Below are 19,959 nucleotides of genomic sequence, written 5' to 3'. Positions count from 1 at the left end.
ACCGTACGCCCTCATGCATGACAAAAAGTAGGGGAGGCCATTAGATATTGTCACTGTTTCAAACGGTGACCCAGGCGTATAAGGGCAGCACATTTGCTGTACTAATGGTATAAAAATGAGTGACTTGGTCTATTTGAAAGATGAAGGCGTCAACGCCATCCACCCCGAATTCGAACGTCGTTTTGCCACAGTCAAAGCCAACTTCTTCTCGCGCAACCCCGATCTCTGGCCGGTCTTTCGTGAACCCGGTTTTGCCACCCTCAACGAGTTTCGCGCCCGTGGTCTGGCGCCATCGGCGCGGCTGAACGCCTGGCCGGATGGCCGCGCCCGCCTCGCCGACTTGTGCGAGACCATGCCGGTGCCGCAAGCCATGCGCACGCCGGGCGAGCCCATGGCGGAGCTGCTGTTTGCCGGCGCCCTGTCCAAAGACTGGGAGAACCCCTCCAGCGTCGAGAACGTGGTCACCATGTCGGCGGATCCCGCCATCTATGGCGCCCAGATGGGGATCCTCGCCAACCCCAACCTGGTCTACTCCGAGTATGCCGGGGTGGCCGAGGAGCTGGAGAAGAAGGTGGTGCGCCAGATTGCGCTGCTGGCGGGTTACGATCCGGCCCGCGCCACCGGCATCTTCACCCAGGGGGGGACCTTCTGTAACCTCTATGGCTACCTGCTCGGCATTCGCAAGAGCCTGCCCGAGGCCAAGCACAAGGGGCTCGGCCACTATCAGGATTACCGCATCATCAACTCCCAGGGCGGCCACTACTCCAACATCACCAACCTCTCCCTGCTCGGGGTGGACATCGAGAACAAGACCATCCGCATCCAGGTGGGCGAGAACAACGACATCGATCTCGACCACCTGGAGCGCACCCTGACCGCCTGCTTTGCCCTCAAGCACGTGGTGCCCACCATCATGCTCACCATGGGCACCACCGATACCTTCGGGGTGGATCGGGTGAAACCCGTGGTGGCGCTGCGGGATCGCCTCTGCGAGCGCTTCGAGGTGGCGGTCAAGCCCCACATCCACGTGGACGCCGCCATCGGCTGGTCGATGATCTTCTTCCTGGATTACGACTTTGCCGCCAACCCGCTCGCCATCAATGCAGCCACCCTCGCCGGTATCGAGCGCAACGTGAGCCGCTTCGCCGAGCTCAAATACGCCGACTCCTTCACCGTCGACTTCCAGAAGTGGGGCTATGTGCCCTACACATCCAGCCTGGTGATGATAAAAGAGCAGGACGACCTCAAGGCGATGGAGAACGACCCGGAGAACTTCTCCTACTTCGAGCGGGACATTCAGGGTCAGACCCACCTGCAGTCCACCATCGAGTGTTCCCGCGGGGCGAGCGGCCTGTTTGGTGCCTATGCGGCCCTCAACTACCTGGGGGTCGAGGGGTATCGCACCGTGCTGGCCCACTGCCTGCAAAACGCCAACTACTTCCGCTTCCGGTTAAGCCAGCTCGGCAACGTCAAGCTGGTGGCGCAGGAGAATCAGGGGCCGAGCGTGGGCTTCAAGATCTACAACCCCGAGTGGGTAAGCGATCCGGAGGCCGAGTTCGCCTTCGAGCTGGCGCGCAACACGGACCCCGCCTACAAGGCGCGCCTGCAGCGCAACACCGACTACCATCGCAGCCTCTTTACCGGGCGTGGCAAGGTGGGGCTCTACACCAACTGGGTGGAGGCCATCGCCCACTCCGACTACGATGCCCGCGGCAAATACTCCTACATTGCCGGTGAGAAGGCGGTCTTCATGAACCCGGCCTGTGGCCGCGAGCAGATCGACGCCTTTATCGACCATATCCGCGGCTGATTGCACGGCTGCTTCACGGGGGCTGGCGAGACGGCGCCGCCCCCGTTGTTTATTTTTACAACCATTTGAATCAAAAGGAATTGCTTGCGAATTGCCCGGGAAGTGTGAGGCTCTGCACGTTACGCTCCTCTGCTCTCTTTTCTGACTTTTCTCGCCCTGTTTTTTCCGTACGGTATGGGCTGCCACGGGTTGACTGTCAGCCGTGGCTGTCAGCAAAAAGGAGCCGTTATGGACAAACACAGACGCAGAGTCACCCTAGGGTTGTTGAGTGCCCCCGTGGTCGCGACCCTCGCCGGTTGCAACAGCAGCAATGAGAGCCAGGGGAGTGCGACCGATTTTCGCACCACCCTGACCGCCCGGCTGAGCGCCGAACTGCACGATGAGCAGACGGCCGCCAAACTGGCGCCCTTCCTCGAAGAGGCCTGTTTCAATATGACCCCCTCCCTGGTCGCCATCGACGGCGTCCACTGCGTGATCGCTTTTGCCTTCGGCAATCGTCCCAATGCCTCGGGCAACCCGGATGAACTGGCCGAGCCTGGCCCCATGAACGAGGCGCTGGCCGCCTGCTGCGCGGCCCTCTATCGGCAAAAGCCGGTGCCCATGTACGTACAGTGGGAGATCGCCCGCTTCCTCGACTCGGCCCGTTATCCGGACATTCCGGCACGGGACGTCATCTCCATCGAGCCTTACTGGGATAATGAAGGCAAGCTGGTTTACCTCAGCACGGACGGGGTGGTGGAAGCCATCATCAGGGATTATGCCGGCGGGGATGCCGCCGCCCTCGGTACGGCGGCCGTTATCGGTCATCGCGACCACGTCAAGCGCTGCATCATGACCTGCCGGGCCCGCAAGGTGGAGAGCCACGCCCCGGAGGGGATCGAACTGCCCGTCTGGTATGACGAGCAATCCGATCAACCCTGGACCCGCCGCCGCGACCTCTATGTGCTGCAGGACATCTCGGCCCAGCTGATGATGATCTCGCAGGGCAATATCGCCAGCGCCTATCCGAACGGGTAAGCGCAGTAGCCGGAGAATGGCGCAGCAAAAGAAAACGGCGGGATGATCCCGCCGTCTTTTATTGAAGCAGCCTGGCTTACTGCTGGATAGACGTCACGGTGAGTTTGCCGGCCGGGTTCTCGGCGTGGAAGCGCACCGCATCCCCCACCTTCAGATCCTTGAGCAGGGCAGGGTCGGCCACCTGGAACACCATGGTCATGGCGGGCATCTTGAGGTTCGCGATGGCCTCGTGCTTGATGCCCACCTTGCCGTTTGCCTCATCGATGCGGGTGATAATCCCCTTGGTCATCACCCCCTTCTTCATCTCCTCCATCTGCTGCATGTCACCCATCTGGCTCATGTCGTGGCCTTCATGGCTCATCATCTCTTCAGCTTGCAGGCTGGTGTGGGTGGCAAGGCCCAGCAGCAGGGTCAGTGTCAGCGTCTTGTAGTTCATCTTGGGTTCCTTGTTTGGGTTGTCCGGTTGATTAGGGGGCAGCGGGCGTATCCGTCTGCGCAGTCGTGTGGTCGAGGGTCTTCAGGGTGCGGCTACGCCACAGGTAATAGGCGGCAGGCAGCACCAGCAGGGTCAGCACCAGCGCCGTCACCATGCCGCCGATCATGGGGGCGGCGATGCGCTGCATCACCTCGGAGCCGGTGCCCTGGCTCCACATGATGGGCAACAGGCCGGCGATGATGGTAACTACTGTCATCATCTTGGGGCGCAGGCGCAGGGCGGCGCCGTGGATCACCGCCCGGTGCAGGCCGGCCTGGTCCGGTTTGCCGCCGGCCACCAGATCGTCCCAGGCGTGGTTGAGGTAGACCAGCATCAGCACCCCGGTCTCCACCGCCACCCCGGCCAGGGCGATAAAGCCCACCCCCACCGCCACCGAGAGGTTGAAGTCGAGCAGCCAGAGGGTCCAGATCCCGCCTACCACCGCGAGCGGCAGAGTGGTGAGAATGAGCAGCACCTCCTGGAAGCGGCGAAACGCCAGATAGAGCAGCAGCACTATGATGGCGACGGTGAGCGGCACCACGTAGGTGAGTCGCGCCTTGGCCCGCTCCATGTATTCGTACTGACCTGACCAGCTGAGGGCGTAGCCCGATGGCAGCACCAGCTGCTTGCCCACCTCGGCCTTGGCCTCCTTCACGAAGGAGCCGATGTCGCGGCCGCGGATGTCCACGTAAACCCAGCCGTTGAGGCGCGCGTTTTCACTGCGCAGCATGGGGGCTTCGTCGCTGATGTAGACCCGGGCCACGTCCGCCAGGGCGATGCGCGCACCGCTTGGGGTGACCAAGGGCAGCAGCTCAAGGCTCGCCACCGAGTCGCGATAGCTCTGGGGATAGCGCAGGTTGATGGGGTAACGCTCGCGCCCCTCTATGGTTTGACCCACCTCCATGCCGCCCACCGCGGTGGCGAGCACCGCCTGCACGTCGGCGATATTGAGGCCATAGCGGGCCGCCTTGAGCCGGTCGATGTCCACTTTCACATAGCGGCCGCCCGCCACCCGCTCGGCGTAGACCGATGAGGCGCCTTCCACCTTGCCGACGATCTGCTCAAGCTGCTGGCCAAGTTGTTGAATGACCTTGAGATCGGGCCCGGCAATCTTGATCCCCACCGGGGTCTTGATGCCGGTGGCCAGCATGTCGATGCGGGTCTTGATGGGAGGCACCCAGGCGTTGGTGAGGCCGGGGAAGCGGATAAGGGAATCCAATTCTTCTTTGAGCTTTTCCGGGGTCATGCCGGGACGCCACTGATCCCGGGGCTTGAGCTGGATGCTGGTCTCCATCATCACCAGATCCGCCGGGTCGGTGGCCGAGTCGGCGCGCCCCGCCTTGCCGAACACGTTCTGTACCTCGGGCACGGTGCGGATGAGCTTGTCGGTCTGCTGCAAAATCTCCCGCGCCTTGCCCACCGAGATGTTGGCGGCGGTGGTGGGCATGTACATGATGTCCCCCTCATCGAGCGGCGGTATGAACTCGGAGCCCAGGTGCTGGAGCGGCCAGAAGCCCGCGATCGTGACCACCAGGGCGGCGGCGAGCGTGGTCTTGGGGCGGGCCAGCACGGCGTCGAGCAGCGGGATATAACCCTGACTCAGCCAGCGGTTGAGGGGGTTGGCCTGCTCGGGCAGCACCTTGCCGCGGATGAAATAGCCCATGATGACCGGCACCAGCGTGATGGCGAGTGCCGCGGCGGCGGCCATGGCATAGGTCTTGGTGAAGGCCAGCGGATGGAACATGCGCCCCTCCTGCGCCTCCAGGGCAAACACCGGCAGGAAACTCATGGTGATGATGAGCAGGGAGAAGAAGATGGCGGGGCCGACTTCAATGCTCGCCTCGGTGATGATGCGCCAGCGGTTCTTGTCGGTAAGCAGCTCCCGCTCCATGTGCTTGTGGACGTTCTCTATCATCACGATGGCCCCGTCCACCATGGCGCCAATGGCGATGGCGATGCCGCCGAGCGACATGATGTTGGCGTTGATCCCCTGCAGGTGCATCACGATAAAGGCGGTCAGAATCGCGATAGGGAGGGTGATGACCACCACCAGCGACGAGCGCAGGTGGAACAGGAAGGCGAGACAGACCAGCACCACCACCGCGAACTCCTCCACCAGCTTGCCGGAGAGGTTGTCGATGGCGCGCTGGATAAGGTCGGAGCGATCGTAGACGGTGACGATCTCCACCCCGTCCGGCAGGCTGGATTTGAGCTCGGCCAGCCGTGCCTTGACCCCGTCTATGGTGTGCTGGGCATTCTCGCCATAGCGCATGACGATGATGCCGCCCACCACTTCCCCTTCGCCGTTGAGCTCGGCGATACCGCGCCGCATCTGGGGACCGGTGACTACGTCCGCCACGTCACCCAGCAGCAGGGGCGCACCGCGAACATTGGTGCCAAGCGGAATCTGCTTCAGATCCTCCACGCTCTTCAAATAGCCATTCGAGCGCACCATGTACTCCGCTTCCGCCATCTCGATGACGGAGGCACCGGTCTCCTGGTTGCCCTGCTTGATGGCGGTCTCGATGAGGGAGAGCGGGATACCGTAGGCACGCAGCTTGTCCGGATCGACCCGCACCTGGTACTGGCGCACCATGCCGCCGACGGTGGCGACTTCGGAGACGCCGTTCACCGTCTGCAGCTCGTACTTGAGGAACCAGTTCTGCAGTGATGTGAGCTCGCTCAGGTCGTGCTTGCCGGTTTTGTCTACCAGTGCGTACTGGTAGACCCAGCCTACTCCGGTGGCATCGGGGCCGAGCTGGGGGCGAGCGGAGGCGGGCAGATTGGGCGCCACCTGGCTCAAATACTCCAGCACCCGGGCGCGGGCCCAGTAGAGGTCGGTGCTGTCGTCAAACAGCACGTAGACGAAGGAGTCGCCGAAGAAGGAGTAGCCGCGCACCGTGGTCGCCCCCGGCACCGCCAGCATGGCGGTGGTGAGCGGGTAGGTCACCTGATCTTCCACCACCTGGGGCGCCTGGCCCGGGTAGGAGGTCTTGATGATCACCTGCACGTCGGAGAGATCCGGCAGGGCGTCCACCGGGGTCTGCTTGACCGACCAGAGCCCCCAGGCGGTGAGCATGAGGGTCAATAGCAGCACCAGAAAGCGGTTGCCGACGGACCAGCGAATGATGGAAGGGATCATGACTGGGCTCCTCTCATTCGGTGGGCTGGCAGCAGGGTGAGTTTGTACTCAAGGCAGCGAAGCATGGCCGGGATCATGATTTATCCCCCATCTGGTGCTGGCTGTGATCCATGCCCTCCATGCCTGACATCTCGTCCTTGGCCCCTTTCATTGCGTCGCCCGCGGCCGGTTTGTCTTCCACATGGATCTGGATGATGCGGTACTCGTCCCCCTCCTGCTCCACCTGCAGATGCAGGGTCTGGTCCGGTTTCAGCTGGCTGAGGTCCACGCCGTCGGCTACGGTGAAGTCCATCTCCATGGCGGGCCACTGCCACTCGGGGATGGGCTGGTGAGAGATGCCGAGGGTGCGCCCGGCGAGATCGATGTTCTGCACCTGGCCCTGGGTCCACACCTGCGTGGGACGCACCGCCGTCATGCGCTGGAAGTCCGAATCGATGGCCGATTCGGAGTCGAGCAGGAACTGGGCCGAGCTGACTATGCTGTCACCGGCTTCGACCCCCTCGTCGATGGCGACCTTGTCACCAAACTGGGGGCCCAGGGTGACGGCCACCGACTTGAAGTTGCCATCCCCCAGTGCCAGCACCAGCCTGTCCTGGCTGCCGGTGCGGATCACCGCTTCGCTCGGCACCACCAGGCGGGGTTCTCCCTTGCCGGAGCGGATGCTCACCTTGGCGAACATGTTGGGTTTCAGGAACTCGTCCGGGTTGTCAAAGCGCAGACGGACCCGCAGGGTGCGGGTGCTGGCATCCAGGGTCGGGTAGAGGTAATCCACCCGGCCCTGCCAGCTGCGGCCAGGGGCGTAGTCGAGGGTCATGGTGACTGGATCGCCGACACTTATCTGGGCGGCCTGACGCTCGAACACCTCGGCGCTCACCCACACCTGCTTGAGGGTGCTGATGTTGAACAGGGGGGCGGCGGGCTCCACATACTGGCCTTCACGCACTTTGAGCTCGGAGACATAGCCGCTGCTCGGGGCATAGATGCGCACCGTCTCCTGCACCTTGCGGGTGCGCTTGAGGGCCGCTATCTGATCCGCCGGTACCTGCAGGGACTTGAGCTTGCCCTCGGCGGCGCGCAGCAGCAGGGGATTGGTCGTATTGAGCGCCAGCAGGTACTCGTGCTGGGCGTTCACCAGATCCGGGGCGTAGAGATCGTAGATAAAGCTGCCCTTGGTGACCTGCTGCCCCTCGTTCTTGATGGCGAGGTTGCGGATCCAGCCCGCCATCCGGGAGTTGATGGCTTCGAGGCGCTCCTCGTCATAACCCACATAGCCGACCGTCTCGATCTGCTGGTGGACGGGCAGTTTCTCCACCTTGGCCAGTCGCACCCCCAGGTTCTGCTGGATCTCGGGGCTGATGGTGACCGTGCCGGGGGAGCCGCCCTGTTTTTCCTCATAGACGGGGATGAAGTCCATCCCCATGTTGTCTTTGGCGGGGGCATCGCGCTTGTCGCGGGGATCCATGGGGTTGACCCAGTAGAGGGGCGTCTTCTCCTTGGCGGTGGCGCCACCGTCCGTCTGTTTGGCGGCCCAGTAGCCGCCACCGGCGCCGAGGGCCAGCAGCAGGGCAGACATCAACAGCGTCTTGTTCATGACCGGCCTCCGGCGCGCGGGAGGCGAAGGGGTTGCCGGCACGGTTGCGCGCAGGCGGACCGGGTAACGGGAGTGGATGACATGGTATCTCTTCTCTTCTGTCAGGCCGCCGGTGTGGTGATGAGCATGGGCCAGACATCACCACGAGGCGGCAAACGGGGCGCAGCTGTGTCAGCGCGCACGGCTCCCTGTGCGTGTGCCGAGTCGGCCAGGGCACAGGGTCAGGCAAGGCGGCCGAAAACGGACAAGTCGAGGCTTGTCGCGGCCGCGGAAGAAGAGCGTTCTAGTGGCGCAGCACCGACAGCATCAGGTGTCGACGCGGCCAGGAGGGAGGGTGGGCGCCGCGGGATCGCAGGAAGGGGTCCCGCAGCCAGTTGTCCAGTAGGCTGACGGTCGTCCCGAGGGGCAGCAGCAACAGTGGCAGGGCGAGCAGGGTCAGCAGGGCGGCCAGCAGCGGCAAGCCAGGGTTGCTGCTCGAGGTGAGTCCGCCGTGCATCTGGCACTCCTGGCTGGCGGCATCTGGTGCCCCGGCATCCTGGGATGCCCCGTGGCAGGAGAGTCCCTGCATGGCGCTGCCGCTCATGGCCTGATGGTCTTGCGCCATGGCGGCGTTGAGGGCATCCATCCCGTGCCAGCCGATGCAAAGGGTGAGATTGCAGACGAGCATCAGCCCCAGCAACAGCCGGGCAATGCGTTCTGTGGGCAATCTCGCTACGAGCATGGGGAGAATCCTGACAATGATTGGGGGCACTGTAAACCTTGCCTTGAGGAGAAGGTCAATGGCCAGGCGAGCCCAAGAAGGGGAGAGACACCATCGTTAAGCGTGACTTAACGATTGCATATAGCCAGCCCTAATGAAGCTGGCTTCCCATCCCGTTAGGATCTGTACCGTCAGTGATCAGACCCGGTTTTCTGCTGTGGTTGGCCATCAGGGACGCAACCGCGAGACCGTTGCACGCTTTGGCGGTTGATCACTGTATTCATTCTTCAGGAGTATCGAAATGCAGCAACGACGGTTGTCGGTGATGCTTGCCGCCTTGCTGAGTCCCTCTGCCATGGCCGGTGGCCTTGCCCTTTACGAAACCAGTACGGCCAACAGTGCGTTGGCTAACGCCGGAGCGGCCGCCCGCGCCCAGGGGGCGGAGAGCATCGCCAGCAATCCGGCCGGCATGACCAGGCTGGCAGGCACCCAGTTGCAGCTCAATGGCGGCGCTGTATACGGCGACCTCGAGCTGGATCTGGACCTGGGCGGCAACAACGGCGGCAATGCCCTGCAGACCGCCCCGCTTGGCAGCCTCTATCTGACCCACGCCATCGATGAGCAGTGGGTCGCCGGCCTCGGGCTCTTCGGCAGTCACGGGCTGGGGATCGATTATGGTGAGGGGTGGCAGGGGCGTGGCTATGTGCAGTCCGCCAAACTGACCGGGATCGCCTTTGCCCCCAGCCTGGCGTATCGCGTCGATGACCACTGGTCGGTGGGGGCCAGCCTGATCGCCATGCATGGGGCGCTGGAGGCCTCACTGGACATGACGCCAAACGGTTCAACCAGTCAGGCATTTTCCGACAGCGACTGGGCGTACGGTGCCTCCCTGGGGGTGCTCTACGAACTGGATCAGGACTCCCGCATCGGTTTGAGCTACGTCTCCGAATTGAAGTGGGAGCTGGAGGATCGGCTGCTGACCCGGCTGAACGGGGCCGGACTGGGGGTGGAGATGATGATCCCGCAGACCCTGACCCTGAGTGGTTATCACCAGCTCAACCCGCAGTGGGCCTTGCTGGCCAGTGCCAACTGGCAGCAGTGGTCCCGCTTTGGCGAGGTGGGGCTCGCGTCGGGACAGCAGAACCGAACCCTTGATATGCAATACCAGGACACCTGGCACCTGAGCCTGGGCACCCAGTTTGATGTGACGCCGACCCTGCGCCTGAGCAGCGGCATCGGCTATGACAGCAGCGCCGTGGACGACGTGCACCGCACTGTTACCCTCCCGCTTGGCGAGAGCTGGCGCTGGGGTCTGGGGGCCAGCTATCAGCTGACACCAGCCACCAGACTGGAAGCCAGTTATACCCTGGCCTGGCTGGGCGACATGGCGGTGGATCAACAGGGGGTTGGTCGCCCCCAGCTGTCAGGTACCTACAACAACAGCTACCTGAACTTCTTCAACATCGGGGTGCAGCACCAATTCTGAGGCCTGACTTGCCGCGTTGGAAGGTAGCAGGTTGCACGCTCTCTTGCCGCAGGCGCCGGGCCTGGCGTTGTCTGGCCAGCAAACGGTGAAGATAAAAAAAGCCCCTCCTTGAGGGAGGGGCCGGGTGAGCGTGACTCGAGTGATCAGGCCCGTTTCTCCGAGCGACGCATGATGAGGCGGAAGAAGAGCGGGATGAAGAAGATGGCGATGAAGGTCGCCGCCAGCATGCCGCCGATCACCGGCCAGCCGAGGGCGTGGCGGCTCGCGGCACCGGCGCCGCTGGAGGTAACCAGGGGCACACAGCCGAGGATAAACGCCAGCGAGGTCATGACGATGGGGCGGAAGCGCAGGCGCGCCGCCTCCAGTGCCGACTCGATGAGGCTCATCCCCTCCTCGTGTTTCATCACCGCGAACTCCACGATCAGGATGGCGTTCTTGGCCGCCAGCCCCACCAGCGTCACCAGACCTATCTGGAAGTAGACGTTGTTGGTGAGCCCCACGGCCCAGGTGGCGAGCAGGGCGCCGAACAGGGCGAACGGCACGGCGGTGATCACCGCAAACGGCAGGCTCCAGCGCTCATACTGGGCAGCCAGGATGAGGAAGATCATCACGATGCCGAAACCAAACGCCGTGGCGGCGCTGCCGGCGGCGGCCTTCTCCTGATAGGCGGCACCGGTCCACTCCAGCTTGGCGTCGTTGCCGAGGGTCTGGGCGGCGATCTCCTCCAGGGCCTTGATGGCCTGACCCGAGCTGACCCCAGGTGCCGGCTGGGCCATGATCTTGGCTGCCGGGAAGATGTTGAAACGTTCCACCAGTTCGGGGCCGGTGGCATCGCGCACCGTCACCAGGCTGGTGAGGGGGATCATCTCGCCGCTGTTCGAACGCACATAGACGTTGCGGATGTCATCCTTCTTGGCGCGGTAGTCGGCCTCGGACTGCAGCTGTACCCGGTAGGTACGACCGAACTGGTTGAAGTCGTTGACATAGACCTGGCCGAAGGTGGCCTGCATGGTGTCGAACACGGCATTGATGGGCAGCCCCAGCGCCTTGGCCTTCTCGCGGTCGAGATCCAGGTAGACCTGGGGCACGTTGGCGCGGAAGGTGGTGCTCACGCTGGCAAACTCGGGGCGCTGCTTGGCGGCATCGATCAGGCGTTGTACCTCGCCCGCGAAGGCGTGCACGTCGCCGGTGCCGCGGTTCTGCAGATAGCCTTCGAGGCCCCCGGTGGTGGACATGCCCTGGATGGGGGGCGGGTTGAAGGTGGCGGTGAAGCCATCGGCCAGCCCCATCAGGCTCATCCCCTGGAAGGTCTTGGCCAGGGAGAAGGAGTCCTGACCCTCGCCCTGACGCTCTTTCCAGTCTTTCAGGGTAATGAAGGTGAGACCGCGGTTGCTGATGATGGAGCCGGACAGGATGTCAAAGCCCGAGAAGGTGACCACGTCCTTCACGTTGGGGTTGGCCATGGCCATCTTGTCAAAATCATTGGCGACCGCCTGGGTACGGGTCAGAGCGGCGGCATCGGGCAGCATCACCGAGCCGATGAGATAGCCCTGATCCTCGTCCGGCACCAGGGCGCCCGGCACCTTGTGGAACAGCACATAGCTGCTGCCGAGGATGATGGCGATGATGCCGAAGGCGACGCCGACCCGGCGATTGAGGAAGGCCACCCCGCGCACATAGCGGCGGGTCAGCTGATCAAAGGCATTGTTGAACCAGACGAAGAAGCGGGCCGGCTGATGGTGACCCTCTTTGAGCAGGATGGCGCACAGGGCCGGCGACAGGGTCAGTGCCACCAGGCCGGAGATGGCCACCGACACGGCGATGGTGATGGCGAACTGCTTGTACATCACCCCCGTCATGCCGCCCATGAAGGCGACCGGCAGGAACACGGCAGAGAGCACCAGCACGATGGCGACCACGGGGCCTGAGACCTCCTGCATGGCGAGGATGGCGGCCTCCTTGGCGGAGCACTTCTTCTCGCTCATGATCCGCTCGACGTTCTCCAGCACCACGATGGCGTCATCCACCACGATACCGATGGCAAGCACCATGCCGAACAGGGTCAGAAGGTTGATGGAGAAGCCCAGCATCAGCATGCCGGCGAAGGTGCCGATGAGCGACACAGGCACCGCGATACAGGGGATCAGGGTGGCGCGGAAGTTTTGCAGGAACAGGTAGACCACCACGAACACCAGTACGATCGCCTCGAGCAGGGTGTGGACCACCTCTTCGATGGAGATCTTCACGAACTCGGTGGTGTCATAGGGGATCTGGTACTCCACGTCCTGCGGGAACCGGCCCTGCAGACGCTCCATGGTGGCGCGCACCTGATCGGCCACGGCGACCGCGTTGGCCCCCGGTTGCAGGTAGGTGGCGATACCGATGGCCGGCTTGCCGTTGGCGCGGGCCAGCACGTCGTAGTCCTTGCCGCCGAGCTCGACCCTGGCCACGTCTTTCACCCGGATCTTGGAACCATCCGGCATGGCGCGGATGATGATGTTCTGGAACTCCTTCACGTCATCGAGGCGCCCCTTGGTCTGCACCGTGTAGGTGAAATCGGTGGGGGTACTGGTGGGCTGGGAGCCGATCTTGCCGGCCGCGAACTGGGTATTCTGCTCGCGGATGGCGCCGATCACGTCGCTCGGGGTGAGCTCGAGCTGGGCCAGCCGGTCCGGGCGCAGCCAGATCCGCATGGCGTAGTCGGTGCCACCAAACAGGGAGGTATCGCCCACCCCGGGAATCCGCTTGAGCTCGTCGATGATGTTGAGCAGGGCGTAGTTCGACAGATAGGTGGTATCAAACGAGCCGTTGGGGGACTGCAGGGTGATCACCTGCAGGATGGAGGTGGACTTCTTGCGCACCGTCACCCCCTGCTTTTTCACCTCTTCCGGCAACTGGGCCATGGCGGCCGAGACCCGGTTGTTGACGTCTATGGTCGCCTGATCCGGGTCGACCCCGATGTCGAAGTAGACGTTGAGGTTCATCTGGCCGTTGGAAGCGGAGCCGGATTGCATGTAGATCATGTTCTCGACCCCGTTGACCTGCTGTTCAATGGGGGCGGCCACGGTCTGGGAGATCACCTCGGGGGTGGCACCCGGGTAGAAGGCGGTCACCGAGACCACGGCGGGGGTGATCTGGGGGTACTACTCCACCGGGAGCGCACGCATTGCCGCCATCCCGCCCAGCACGATAATGATCGAAATCACGCTGGCGAAGATGGGGCGTTCGATGAAGAACTTGGAAAACATGGGGGCTCCTTATTTGCCAGCGGCACCCTGGGTGATCTTGGCGTTGATCGCCTTCATCTGCTCGGCGGTGACCGGTTTGACCACGGCGCCGGGACGCGCCTTCATCAGCCCCTCGACGATGTAGCGATCGCCGGCCTGCAGGCCGTTGTCGATCAACACGCCGCTGTCGACCACCGAACCCAGCTTGACCGGGCGGGGCACCACCTTGTTGTCGGCATCCACCACCATCACCATGCGATCGGCCTGGGACTGGACGATGGCGCGCGGCGGTACCACGATGGCGTTCTTGCGGGTGCCCAGATCGATGGTCATGCGCACGAACTGGCCGGGCAGCAGGGCACCGTTCTTGTTGTCAAAGATGGCGCGGGCGCGGATGGTACCGGTGGCCGGGTCGACCCGGCTGTCGGAGAAGTTGAGCTTGCCCGCCTGGGGGTAGACGGAGCCGTCCGCCAGGCGGATGTGGGTGCGCCAGTTGGTGGCATCTTTGGCCTCAATCAACCCTTCTTTCACCGACTTTTCGAAGTTGAGGCGATCCTGCTCCGAGTAGGAGAAGTTGACGTAGAGCGGATCGAACTGGGTGATGGTGGTGAGCAGGCCATTGTCGCCACTGGTGGAGATGAGGCTCCCCTCGGACTGGGAGCTCTTGCTCGCCATGCCGTTGATGGGGGCGGTGACCCGGGTATAGCTGAGGTTGAGCTCGGCCTCTTTCACCTTGGCCTGGGCCGCCTGATGGCTGGCGATGGTCGCTTCGTAGTTGGCGATGGTGTCGTCGTAGTCCTTGCGACTCACCACCTGACGTTTGAACAGCGGGATGATGCGATCGCGGTCGGCGCGGGCCTTGTTGAGGCGGGCCTGCTCCTGGGCCAGGGCCCCCTTGGCCTGCTCCAGCGCCACCTTGTAGGGCTCGGGATCGATCAGGAACAGCTGCTGGCCGGCACTGACCGGCTGGCCTTCCACATAGGTGCGCTTGAGCAGGATGCCGCTCACCCGGGAGCGGACGTCAATCTCGCGAAAACCGGCGGTTTCACCCACCATCTCGGTGGTCAGCGGTACGTCGGTCAGTTTGACTTCGGCCACCACCACGGGCACCGCTGGCAGTGCCTGGGGCCCGGCGACGGGTTCATCACCACAAGCGGTCAGTGCGCTGGCCAGAGCCAGGGCGATACAGCCGCGCTTGAACATCTCTTCCCTGACGGATTGCACCTTCATCATCACACTCCTGTGGGATGGTGCGCGATTGCTGCGCCCACCCTTTCTCTTCATGAACATGGTTAACTGCATGGTTACAAATTTAACTGATTGGATTACGGACAGTTTTTAATGATAGATCACGAATATTGAACCCAAGCTGCTCGACAGTGAAAGTTGTCCGCCATTGACGGTCGATGGCGATCTGGTCAGCGACAAGCTTTGTCTGGCCGGCAGGTCTCTTGCGGTTCGGTTCTGCCCGACGAAGGCGCGGGCTCGGCAGGAATTATAAGAAGGAAAGGGTGGGGGAAGTGGGGGCTTGGTCACAGTGGGGGCGTCAAATGCCCCCACTGTCATCTCTGTCAGGCGAAGCAGGTCCAGATGGGGGCGTGGTCGGAGGGTTTGTCGATGCCACGCAGCTCGTAGTCGATGCCGGTCTCGGTCACTTTGCCCTTGAGGGCGTCGGAAGCCATGATGAGATCGATGCGCAGGCCGCGGTTCTCGTCAAAGCCTCTGGAGCGGTAGTCAAACCAGGAGAAGCGTTCGCACTCGGTGGGGTTGGCGGCGCGGAAGGTGTCGGTCAGGCCGAACCCTTTCAGGCGTTCCATCCATTCCCGTTCGATGGGCAGGAAGGAGCACTTGCCGTCCCGCAGCCAGCGCTTGCGGTTCGCCTCGCCGATGCCGATGTCGAGATCGGTGGGGGAGATATTCATATCCCCGATCAGCACCAGCTGGTCATCCGGGGTGTGGTTGGTCTCGAGGTAGTGCTGCAGATCCTCGTAGAACTTCTGCTTGGCCGGGAATTTGGTCTCGTGATCATGGCTCTCCCCCTGCGGGAAGTAACCGTTCATCACCTTGATGAGGGAGCCGTCTTCGCGCTCGAAGGTGGCCATGATCATCCGGCGCTGGGCCTCTTCGTCGTCGGTGGGGAAGCCTTTCTCCACCTTGACCGGCTTCTGCTTGCTCATGATGGCGACCCCGTAGTGGGCCTTCTGGCCGTGGAACTCGACGTGATACCCCATGGCCTCCACGTCGGCCAGCGGGAAGGCCTCGTCGTGTACCTTGATCTCCTGCAGGCCGATCACATCCGGCTGATGCTTGTCGATGATGGCTTGCAGCTGGTGCAGACGGGCGCGCAGGCCATTGATATTGAAAGAGATGATCTTCATGTCCGGGATGCTCATGTCATTTTTATAAGTGGCTATTGGACTAGGAATCCGTCGTGGATGCAAGTTCGGGGGCTGTGACTGGCGCAGCTGCTCGATAACCTGTTCACGAGCCGTCGCGAGAGGCTGTCAGCGGGTCATCTTCTTGACAAACACCACCACAAACAGCGCCAGGGTAAAGCTGCCGGTGAAGGCCTCGAAGGCGGCGAAGATCCGCGACAGCCCCACCGGGGTGAAATCCCCGTACCCCAGCGTGGTGAAGGTCACCACGCTGTAATAGAGGCACTCCAGCAGGAAGATGGCATTCTGCTCGAAAGGGGCGCCGGGCCGATAGACGAGGTGGTTGCCGTTGAAGCTCAGGCCAAAGAAGAAGTAGAAGAGGCTGCAGATGAAGATGAGCAGCAGGGAGAAGAGCACCACCCGCATGGGGGCCTCGCCGTAGCCGCAGAAGAGATCGACGATCCAGGAGGTGAAGCGGCGGCCTGACCAGAATGGCAGCTGCAGCCGGCGCATGGTGAGCTCCTGCTGGATGTAGCGGCCGGACATGGTGAAGATGCCCTGGGCCTCCGAGGCTTTGCGCAGATCCCGGTAGGTCTCCTCGGCCTCCTTGAACCAGATCCGGGCCTGCCCGGGGTCGCGCTCCTTGCGCCCGCGCCGCTCCTGCATCAGCCGTTTGCCGGTATCCAGGTTGTCGAGGCGGGTGTTGTGCCAGCGGATACCGAGCAGGTTGACGTCATCGAGGGTGGCGCAGTGCAGGTTGGCATCGCTCAGATCGGCCTTCATCAGGCTGCCCCCCTTCATGCGCAGGCCGTAGAGGTGAGCCCCCTGCAGATTGGCCCGGTAGAGGTTGCACTGCTCCAGCAGAAAGCCGTGCGGCGAGCCCTTCTTCACCAGATTGAGCCCGGCCAGGTTGGCGCGGGCCAGTTGCAGGCCGTGGCACAGGCCGCCCTGGTGAACATAGTGCTCCAGCTCGCGGGCGGTGTGGGGATCCTGATGCTGGCCATGGGGATCGTGCCAGCGGCACAGATCATGCTCCCCCGCCTCTTCGCTGCAGTGGCGGCCGTCCGCCACCAGATATCGACACATGGCCATCGCCCGTTTCCTCCCCTTGCCGAGTCAGTATCAGCATAGGCGAGCGGGGTCAGCTGAGCTGGGTAAACTCCTGACGCAGCTTGCGAAAACGGTCCTGCTGGGCCGGGTTGAGAGGGATGCCGTCCAGCACCTCCAGGGTCTCCTTGTACTCGGCGCCAAACTCCGGGCTCTTGCGGTTTTTCTGCATCAGCTGCAGCAGCACCTGGATCTTGTTGAGGGCGGCACCGGTGTTGGCCGGGGCCCGGCGCAGCGCCTCGCGAAAGTGGCCGAGCGCCTGTTCCAGCTCGCCACTCTGATAGGCCTTGATGCCGAGCTCGTTGAGCTGCTGGTAGCGCTGGCGGCGCTCCAGCACCGTCTTGTCGTCGCGGGTGGCCTGGATGCAGGTGGTGAGCAGCCGATCCTCGTCTTCGGCCAGTAGCGCCTGCAGGCTCTCGGCATATTCGAACTCGCCGAGCTGATAGAGGGCGAGTATGGTCTCGCCCAGCAGGCTGGGGGGCATGGTGGCCGGCTGATCGAGCCAGTTCTGGTTGGCGCGGTAGAGCATCTTCTTGCCCTTGAGCAGCTCCCCCAGGGCGATCTGTACCCGGGCCTGGCAGATCTGCTCGAACACCGGGTAGTTGAACTCCGCCATCATCAACGAATCGCGAATGCGCGACAGGGCCGAGTTGACCTGCTTTTGCAGGTTGGCGATGTGGTAGATGTCGTTGCTGTTGAGGGCGTAGAGGGTCAGCGCCTGGATATAGGCCCCCAGATAGTGGGGGGTGCGGTGGATCGAGTTGCGCGACAGGTCGATGAGGGAGAGCAGCACGTCCTTGGCCTGGGCGTAGTCGTGGCGCAGCAGGCACACCTCCGCCAGCCGGCGGGAGAGCTGTACCGACTGGGGCGAGATGTCCACCGCCCGCTTGAGCTCCTGCTGGGCCTGCTCGTCATTGCCGAGCGCCAGCAGGGACTCCGCCAGCCAGAGGTGGGCCTCCACCATCAGCGGGGTGTTCTTGAGGGTCGCCTGCAGGTGGCTCACAGCCTCCTCGTGCAGACCCAGGGTGTGGCACGCCTTGCCCAGAGTGAGCCGGGCCCAGCTGTTCTCCTGGCCGGCCAGCAGCTGGCGCATCAGGCTGCGGGCCTCCTTGGCCTGGCCCAGCTTGAGCTGGGTATCGGCCTGCAGACAGCGGCAGAAGTTGGCAAAGCGCGGCACCGCATCGGCCCGCTCGGCGCAGGCGGCGAGCAGGGTGGTCAGGTTCTCCTCGGCGAGGGCGCTGAACACGCTCTCCAGCGCCTGGCGACGGGCGAGGGCACGTTTGAGGCGAAACGAGAACTGCTCCTGGGAGAAGGGCTTCATCAGGTATTCGTCGGGCTCGGCCTCCAGCGCGCTCAGCACCATGGCGCGGGAGCTGTCGCCGCTCACCATGATCACCACGCTCTGGGGCGGGATGAGCTTCTGGTCGCGCAGGCTTTCCAGCAGCTGGCGACCGTTCTCGCCAACCCCCAGCTCGTAATCGATGAGGTAGATGTCGAAGGACTCTTTCTGGCAGCGCCGTCTGGCCTCTTCGGCCGAGTTGACATAGGTGATGCGACTGATGCCGATGTTGATCAGCATCGCCTTCATCATCACCTGAAAGGAGCGCTGTTCGTTGACCAGCAGGATGCGCTTGGGTTTGGGTGGGGCTTTTTTCTCTGGCTCGGATTCCGGTGTCTGCATCTGTCTGGTCAGGGCGCTACGGGCGGATAACAGAAGTGTGCCACCAAAGCGCGCAGACAGGCAATTGAACATCCATGCCGCCGCCGTTTTTCCTCTGGCAAGGGGGCGCCGGGCCTGAAAAAAAACGCCGCTGCCCTTGATCACGGTCAAACGGGCGCTGGATTGCACTGGCGGCGTGCACGCTGGTTTTTAGACTGAAAAGAGGCGGGCCGCGGGCCTGCCTTCGACCATCCAGTGACCACAAGGAGGAATCAAATGAGTTTGCTACCAGGCCGTACCAGTCTGTTTGATGACCTGTTTCACGACATGGCCTCCGGTTTCTACATCCGGCCCCTGCACGGGGATCCGCTGCCGAGCCAGATCAAGCTGGACCTCAAGGAGAGCGACGGCGGCTATCTGCTGCAGGCGGAGCTACCCGGGGTGGCGAAGGAGGACATCCACGTGGATGTGCACGGCAAGCTGGTGACCCTGAAGGCGGAGATCCGCCAGCACGACAGCCAGAGCAAGGATGAGCGCACCCTGCGCAGCGAGCGCTATTTCGGCAGCGTATCGCGCACCGTCGAACTGCCGGTGGAGGTGACGCCGGAGCAGGTGGTCGCCCGCTTCGACAACGGCATCCTCACCCTGCAACTGCCCAAGCAGGCGGTGACCCCGGCGCCCCACCGCATTCCCATCGAGTAGCGCCGGCTTGCACACCACGAGGCCCCGCAGTGCGGGGCCTCGCTCTTTATGGTGGTTGGGGGGCAGGCTGAGGAGAGGGCAAGGGGGTTGGCGGCGACCCCGGCTCGTTCCTGATCACAAGGCCACCCCGCTCGGCTCCAGCGCAGCCCTCCGGGTGGTTTTTTTCAGAGGAGGGATTGTGCAAGCAGGTGCCTTTTGATACCACTGAACGCTTTCCCCTGCGGATCAGCCACCATTGCGCGACAAGGAGTTCCCATGCGCTTGCCACCCTTTCCCCCGCTGGTCTGGATCGTGATCCTGGGCACCTTCATAGTGCGCACCAGTTTCTTCATGGTCTGGCCCTTCCTCTCCATCCTGCTCTACCGGGAGTATGGCCTGTCAGCCTCCGGTATCGGGATGCTGCTGGGCGGCGCGGCGGTGCTCTCCTGCCTCATCGGCTTCTACGTCGGCTGGCTCTCCGACCGGCTCGGCCGGCGCACCATATTGCTGCTCGGCTGCGCCCTGTCGTGTGGCGCCTACCTGCTGCTCGGATTCGGCCACTCCCTCTGGCTCATCGCCCTCGGGGTGTTTGGTTCGGGCCTCTCCTACGCCTTTATCGACACGCCGGGCAAGGCGCTGATGGGGGATCTGCTGCCCGAGAAGGCGCTGCGGGAGCTGGCTCTGCACC

At 63.2% G+C, this 19,959-nt stretch carries 13 protein-coding genes and 1 pseudogene; 5 read left to right on the top strand and 9 right to left on the bottom strand.

Features of this window, described 5'->3' with window-relative positions; translation table 11 throughout:
• Window positions 1-115 precede the first annotated feature (115 nt).
• Both CAK78_RS03990 and CAK78_RS03985 read left to right on the top strand, forming a co-directional pair.
• Entirely contained in the window at window positions 116-1,810 is a 1,695-nt protein-coding gene (locus CAK78_RS03990; protein ID WP_094696440.1) for a pyridoxal phosphate-dependent decarboxylase family protein, read from the top strand.
• 228 nt (window positions 1,811-2,038) lie between these two features.
• Complete coding sequence (locus CAK78_RS03985) at window positions 2,039-2,827, top strand: hypothetical protein (protein ID WP_094696439.1); 789 nt, start codon at window positions 2,039-2,041, stop codon at window positions 2,825-2,827.
• A gap of 76 nt (window positions 2,828-2,903) precedes the next feature.
• On the opposite strand, the gene CAK78_RS03980 is transcribed toward CAK78_RS03985, so the two are convergent.
• From CAK78_RS03980 to CAK78_RS03965, 4 genes are all read right to left on the bottom strand, one after another.
• Window positions 2,904-3,263, bottom strand: a complete 360-nt coding sequence (locus CAK78_RS03980) for a copper-binding protein (protein WP_094696438.1) — start codon at window positions 3,261-3,263, stop codon at window positions 2,904-2,906.
• Window positions 3,264-3,294: 31 nt separating this feature from the next.
• Window positions 3,295-6,444, bottom strand: a complete 3,150-nt coding sequence (locus tag CAK78_RS03975) for an efflux RND transporter permease subunit (RefSeq protein ID WP_094696437.1) — start codon at window positions 6,442-6,444, stop codon at window positions 3,295-3,297.
• Between the two features lie 73 nt (window positions 6,445-6,517).
• The gene (locus tag CAK78_RS03970) at window positions 6,518-8,035 is read right to left on the bottom strand and encodes an efflux RND transporter periplasmic adaptor subunit (RefSeq protein ID WP_176452654.1); all 1,518 of its coding nucleotides are present in this window, start codon (window positions 8,033-8,035) and stop codon (window positions 6,518-6,520) included.
• Window positions 8,036-8,318: 283 nt separating this feature from the next.
• On the bottom strand, window positions 8,319-8,756 hold the full coding sequence (locus CAK78_RS03965) for a hypothetical protein (protein ID WP_094696436.1): 438 nt from the start codon (window positions 8,754-8,756) through the stop codon (window positions 8,319-8,321).
• A gap of 280 nt (window positions 8,757-9,036) precedes the next feature.
• Here CAK78_RS03965 and CAK78_RS03960 point away from each other — a divergent pair, with 280 nt between their 5' ends.
• On the top strand, window positions 9,037-10,221 hold the full coding sequence (locus tag CAK78_RS03960) for an OmpP1/FadL family transporter (RefSeq protein WP_094696435.1): 1,185 nt from the start codon (window positions 9,037-9,039) through the stop codon (window positions 10,219-10,221).
• A gap of 143 nt (window positions 10,222-10,364) precedes the next feature.
• Here the strand turns inward: CAK78_RS03960 and CAK78_RS03955 are convergent.
• The 5 genes and pseudogenes from CAK78_RS03955 to CAK78_RS03935 all read right to left on the bottom strand — a co-directional run bounded on the left by CAK78_RS03955 (window position 10,365) and on the right by CAK78_RS03935 (window position 18,611).
• Window positions 10,365-13,469 (bottom strand): annotated as a pseudogene (locus CAK78_RS03955) (efflux RND transporter permease subunit).
• Between the two features lie 9 nt (window positions 13,470-13,478).
• The gene (locus tag CAK78_RS03950) at window positions 13,479-14,678 is read right to left on the bottom strand and encodes an efflux RND transporter periplasmic adaptor subunit (RefSeq protein WP_094696434.1); all 1,200 of its coding nucleotides are present in this window, start codon (window positions 14,676-14,678) and stop codon (window positions 13,479-13,481) included.
• A gap of 341 nt (window positions 14,679-15,019) precedes the next feature.
• Window positions 15,020-15,826 carry an exodeoxyribonuclease III gene (gene xthA / locus CAK78_RS03945; protein WP_094696433.1) on the bottom strand — a complete coding sequence of 269 codons (807 nt, stop codon included), beginning with the start codon at window positions 15,824-15,826 and terminating at the stop codon, window positions 15,020-15,022.
• A gap of 126 nt (window positions 15,827-15,952) precedes the next feature.
• A complete protein-coding gene (locus tag CAK78_RS03940) occupies window positions 15,953-16,915 on the bottom strand; it encodes an ion channel (protein WP_017786315.1) in 963 nt (320 codons plus the stop codon).
• A 49-nt stretch (window positions 16,916-16,964) separates the two neighbouring features.
• Window positions 16,965-18,611 (bottom strand): tetratricopeptide repeat-containing response regulator, encoded by a 1,647-nt coding sequence (locus CAK78_RS03935; protein WP_094696432.1) that lies wholly within the window; start codon window positions 18,609-18,611, stop codon window positions 16,965-16,967.
• Window positions 18,612-18,866: 255 nt separating this feature from the next.
• Here CAK78_RS03935 and CAK78_RS03930 point away from each other — a divergent pair, with 255 nt between their 5' ends.
• Entirely contained in the window at window positions 18,867-19,292 is a 426-nt protein-coding gene (locus CAK78_RS03930; RefSeq protein ID WP_065016952.1) for an Hsp20/alpha crystallin family protein, read from the top strand.
• A 255-nt stretch (window positions 19,293-19,547) separates the two neighbouring features.
• Window positions 19,548-19,959, top strand: a 412-nt coding sequence (locus tag CAK78_RS03925; protein WP_141214117.1) for an MFS transporter, incomplete at its 3' end; no start/stop codon positions are given.

Origin of the sequence: Aeromonas sp. A35_P, assembly GCF_002259925.1 — a bacterium.
GTDB classification, from domain to species: domain Bacteria; phylum Pseudomonadota; class Gammaproteobacteria; order Enterobacterales; family Aeromonadaceae; genus Aeromonas; species Aeromonas dhakensis.
The sequence above is the reverse complement of the archived record's forward strand: the minus strand, read 5'-3'. Positions and strand labels throughout refer to the sequence as shown.

Coding starts and splice junctions, on each gene's coding strand:
- CAK78_RS03990 (WP_094696440.1), top strand. CDS start 116: ATGAGTGACTTGGTCTATTTGAAAGATGAAGGCGTCAACGCCATCCAC.
- CAK78_RS03985 (WP_094696439.1), top strand. CDS start 2,039: ATGGACAAACACAGACGCAGAGTCACCCTAGGGTTGTTGAGTGCCCCC.
- CAK78_RS03980 (WP_094696438.1), bottom strand. CDS start 3,263: ATGAACTACAAGACGCTGACACTGACCCTGCTGCTGGGCCTTGCCACC.
- CAK78_RS03975 (WP_094696437.1), bottom strand. CDS start 6,444: ATGATCCCTTCCATCATTCGCTGGTCCGTCGGCAACCGCTTTCTGGTG.
- CAK78_RS03970 (WP_176452654.1), bottom strand. CDS start 8,035: ATGAACAAGACGCTGTTGATGTCTGCCCTGCTGCTGGCCCTCGGCGCC.
- CAK78_RS03965 (WP_094696436.1), bottom strand. CDS start 8,756: ATGCTCGTAGCGAGATTGCCCACAGAACGCATTGCCCGGCTGTTGCTG.
- CAK78_RS03960 (WP_094696435.1), top strand. CDS start 9,037: ATGCAGCAACGACGGTTGTCGGTGATGCTTGCCGCCTTGCTGAGTCCC.
- CAK78_RS03950 (WP_094696434.1), bottom strand. CDS start 14,678: ATGAAGGTGCAATCCGTCAGGGAAGAGATGTTCAAGCGCGGCTGTATC.
- xthA (WP_094696433.1), bottom strand. CDS start 15,826: ATGAAGATCATCTCTTTCAATATCAATGGCCTGCGCGCCCGTCTGCAC.
- CAK78_RS03940 (WP_017786315.1), bottom strand. CDS start 16,915: ATGGCCATGTGTCGATATCTGGTGGCGGACGGCCGCCACTGCAGCGAA.
- CAK78_RS03935 (WP_094696432.1), bottom strand. CDS start 18,611: ATGCAGACACCGGAATCCGAGCCAGAGAAAAAAGCCCCACCCAAACCC.
- CAK78_RS03930 (WP_065016952.1), top strand. CDS start 18,867: ATGAGTTTGCTACCAGGCCGTACCAGTCTGTTTGATGACCTGTTTCAC.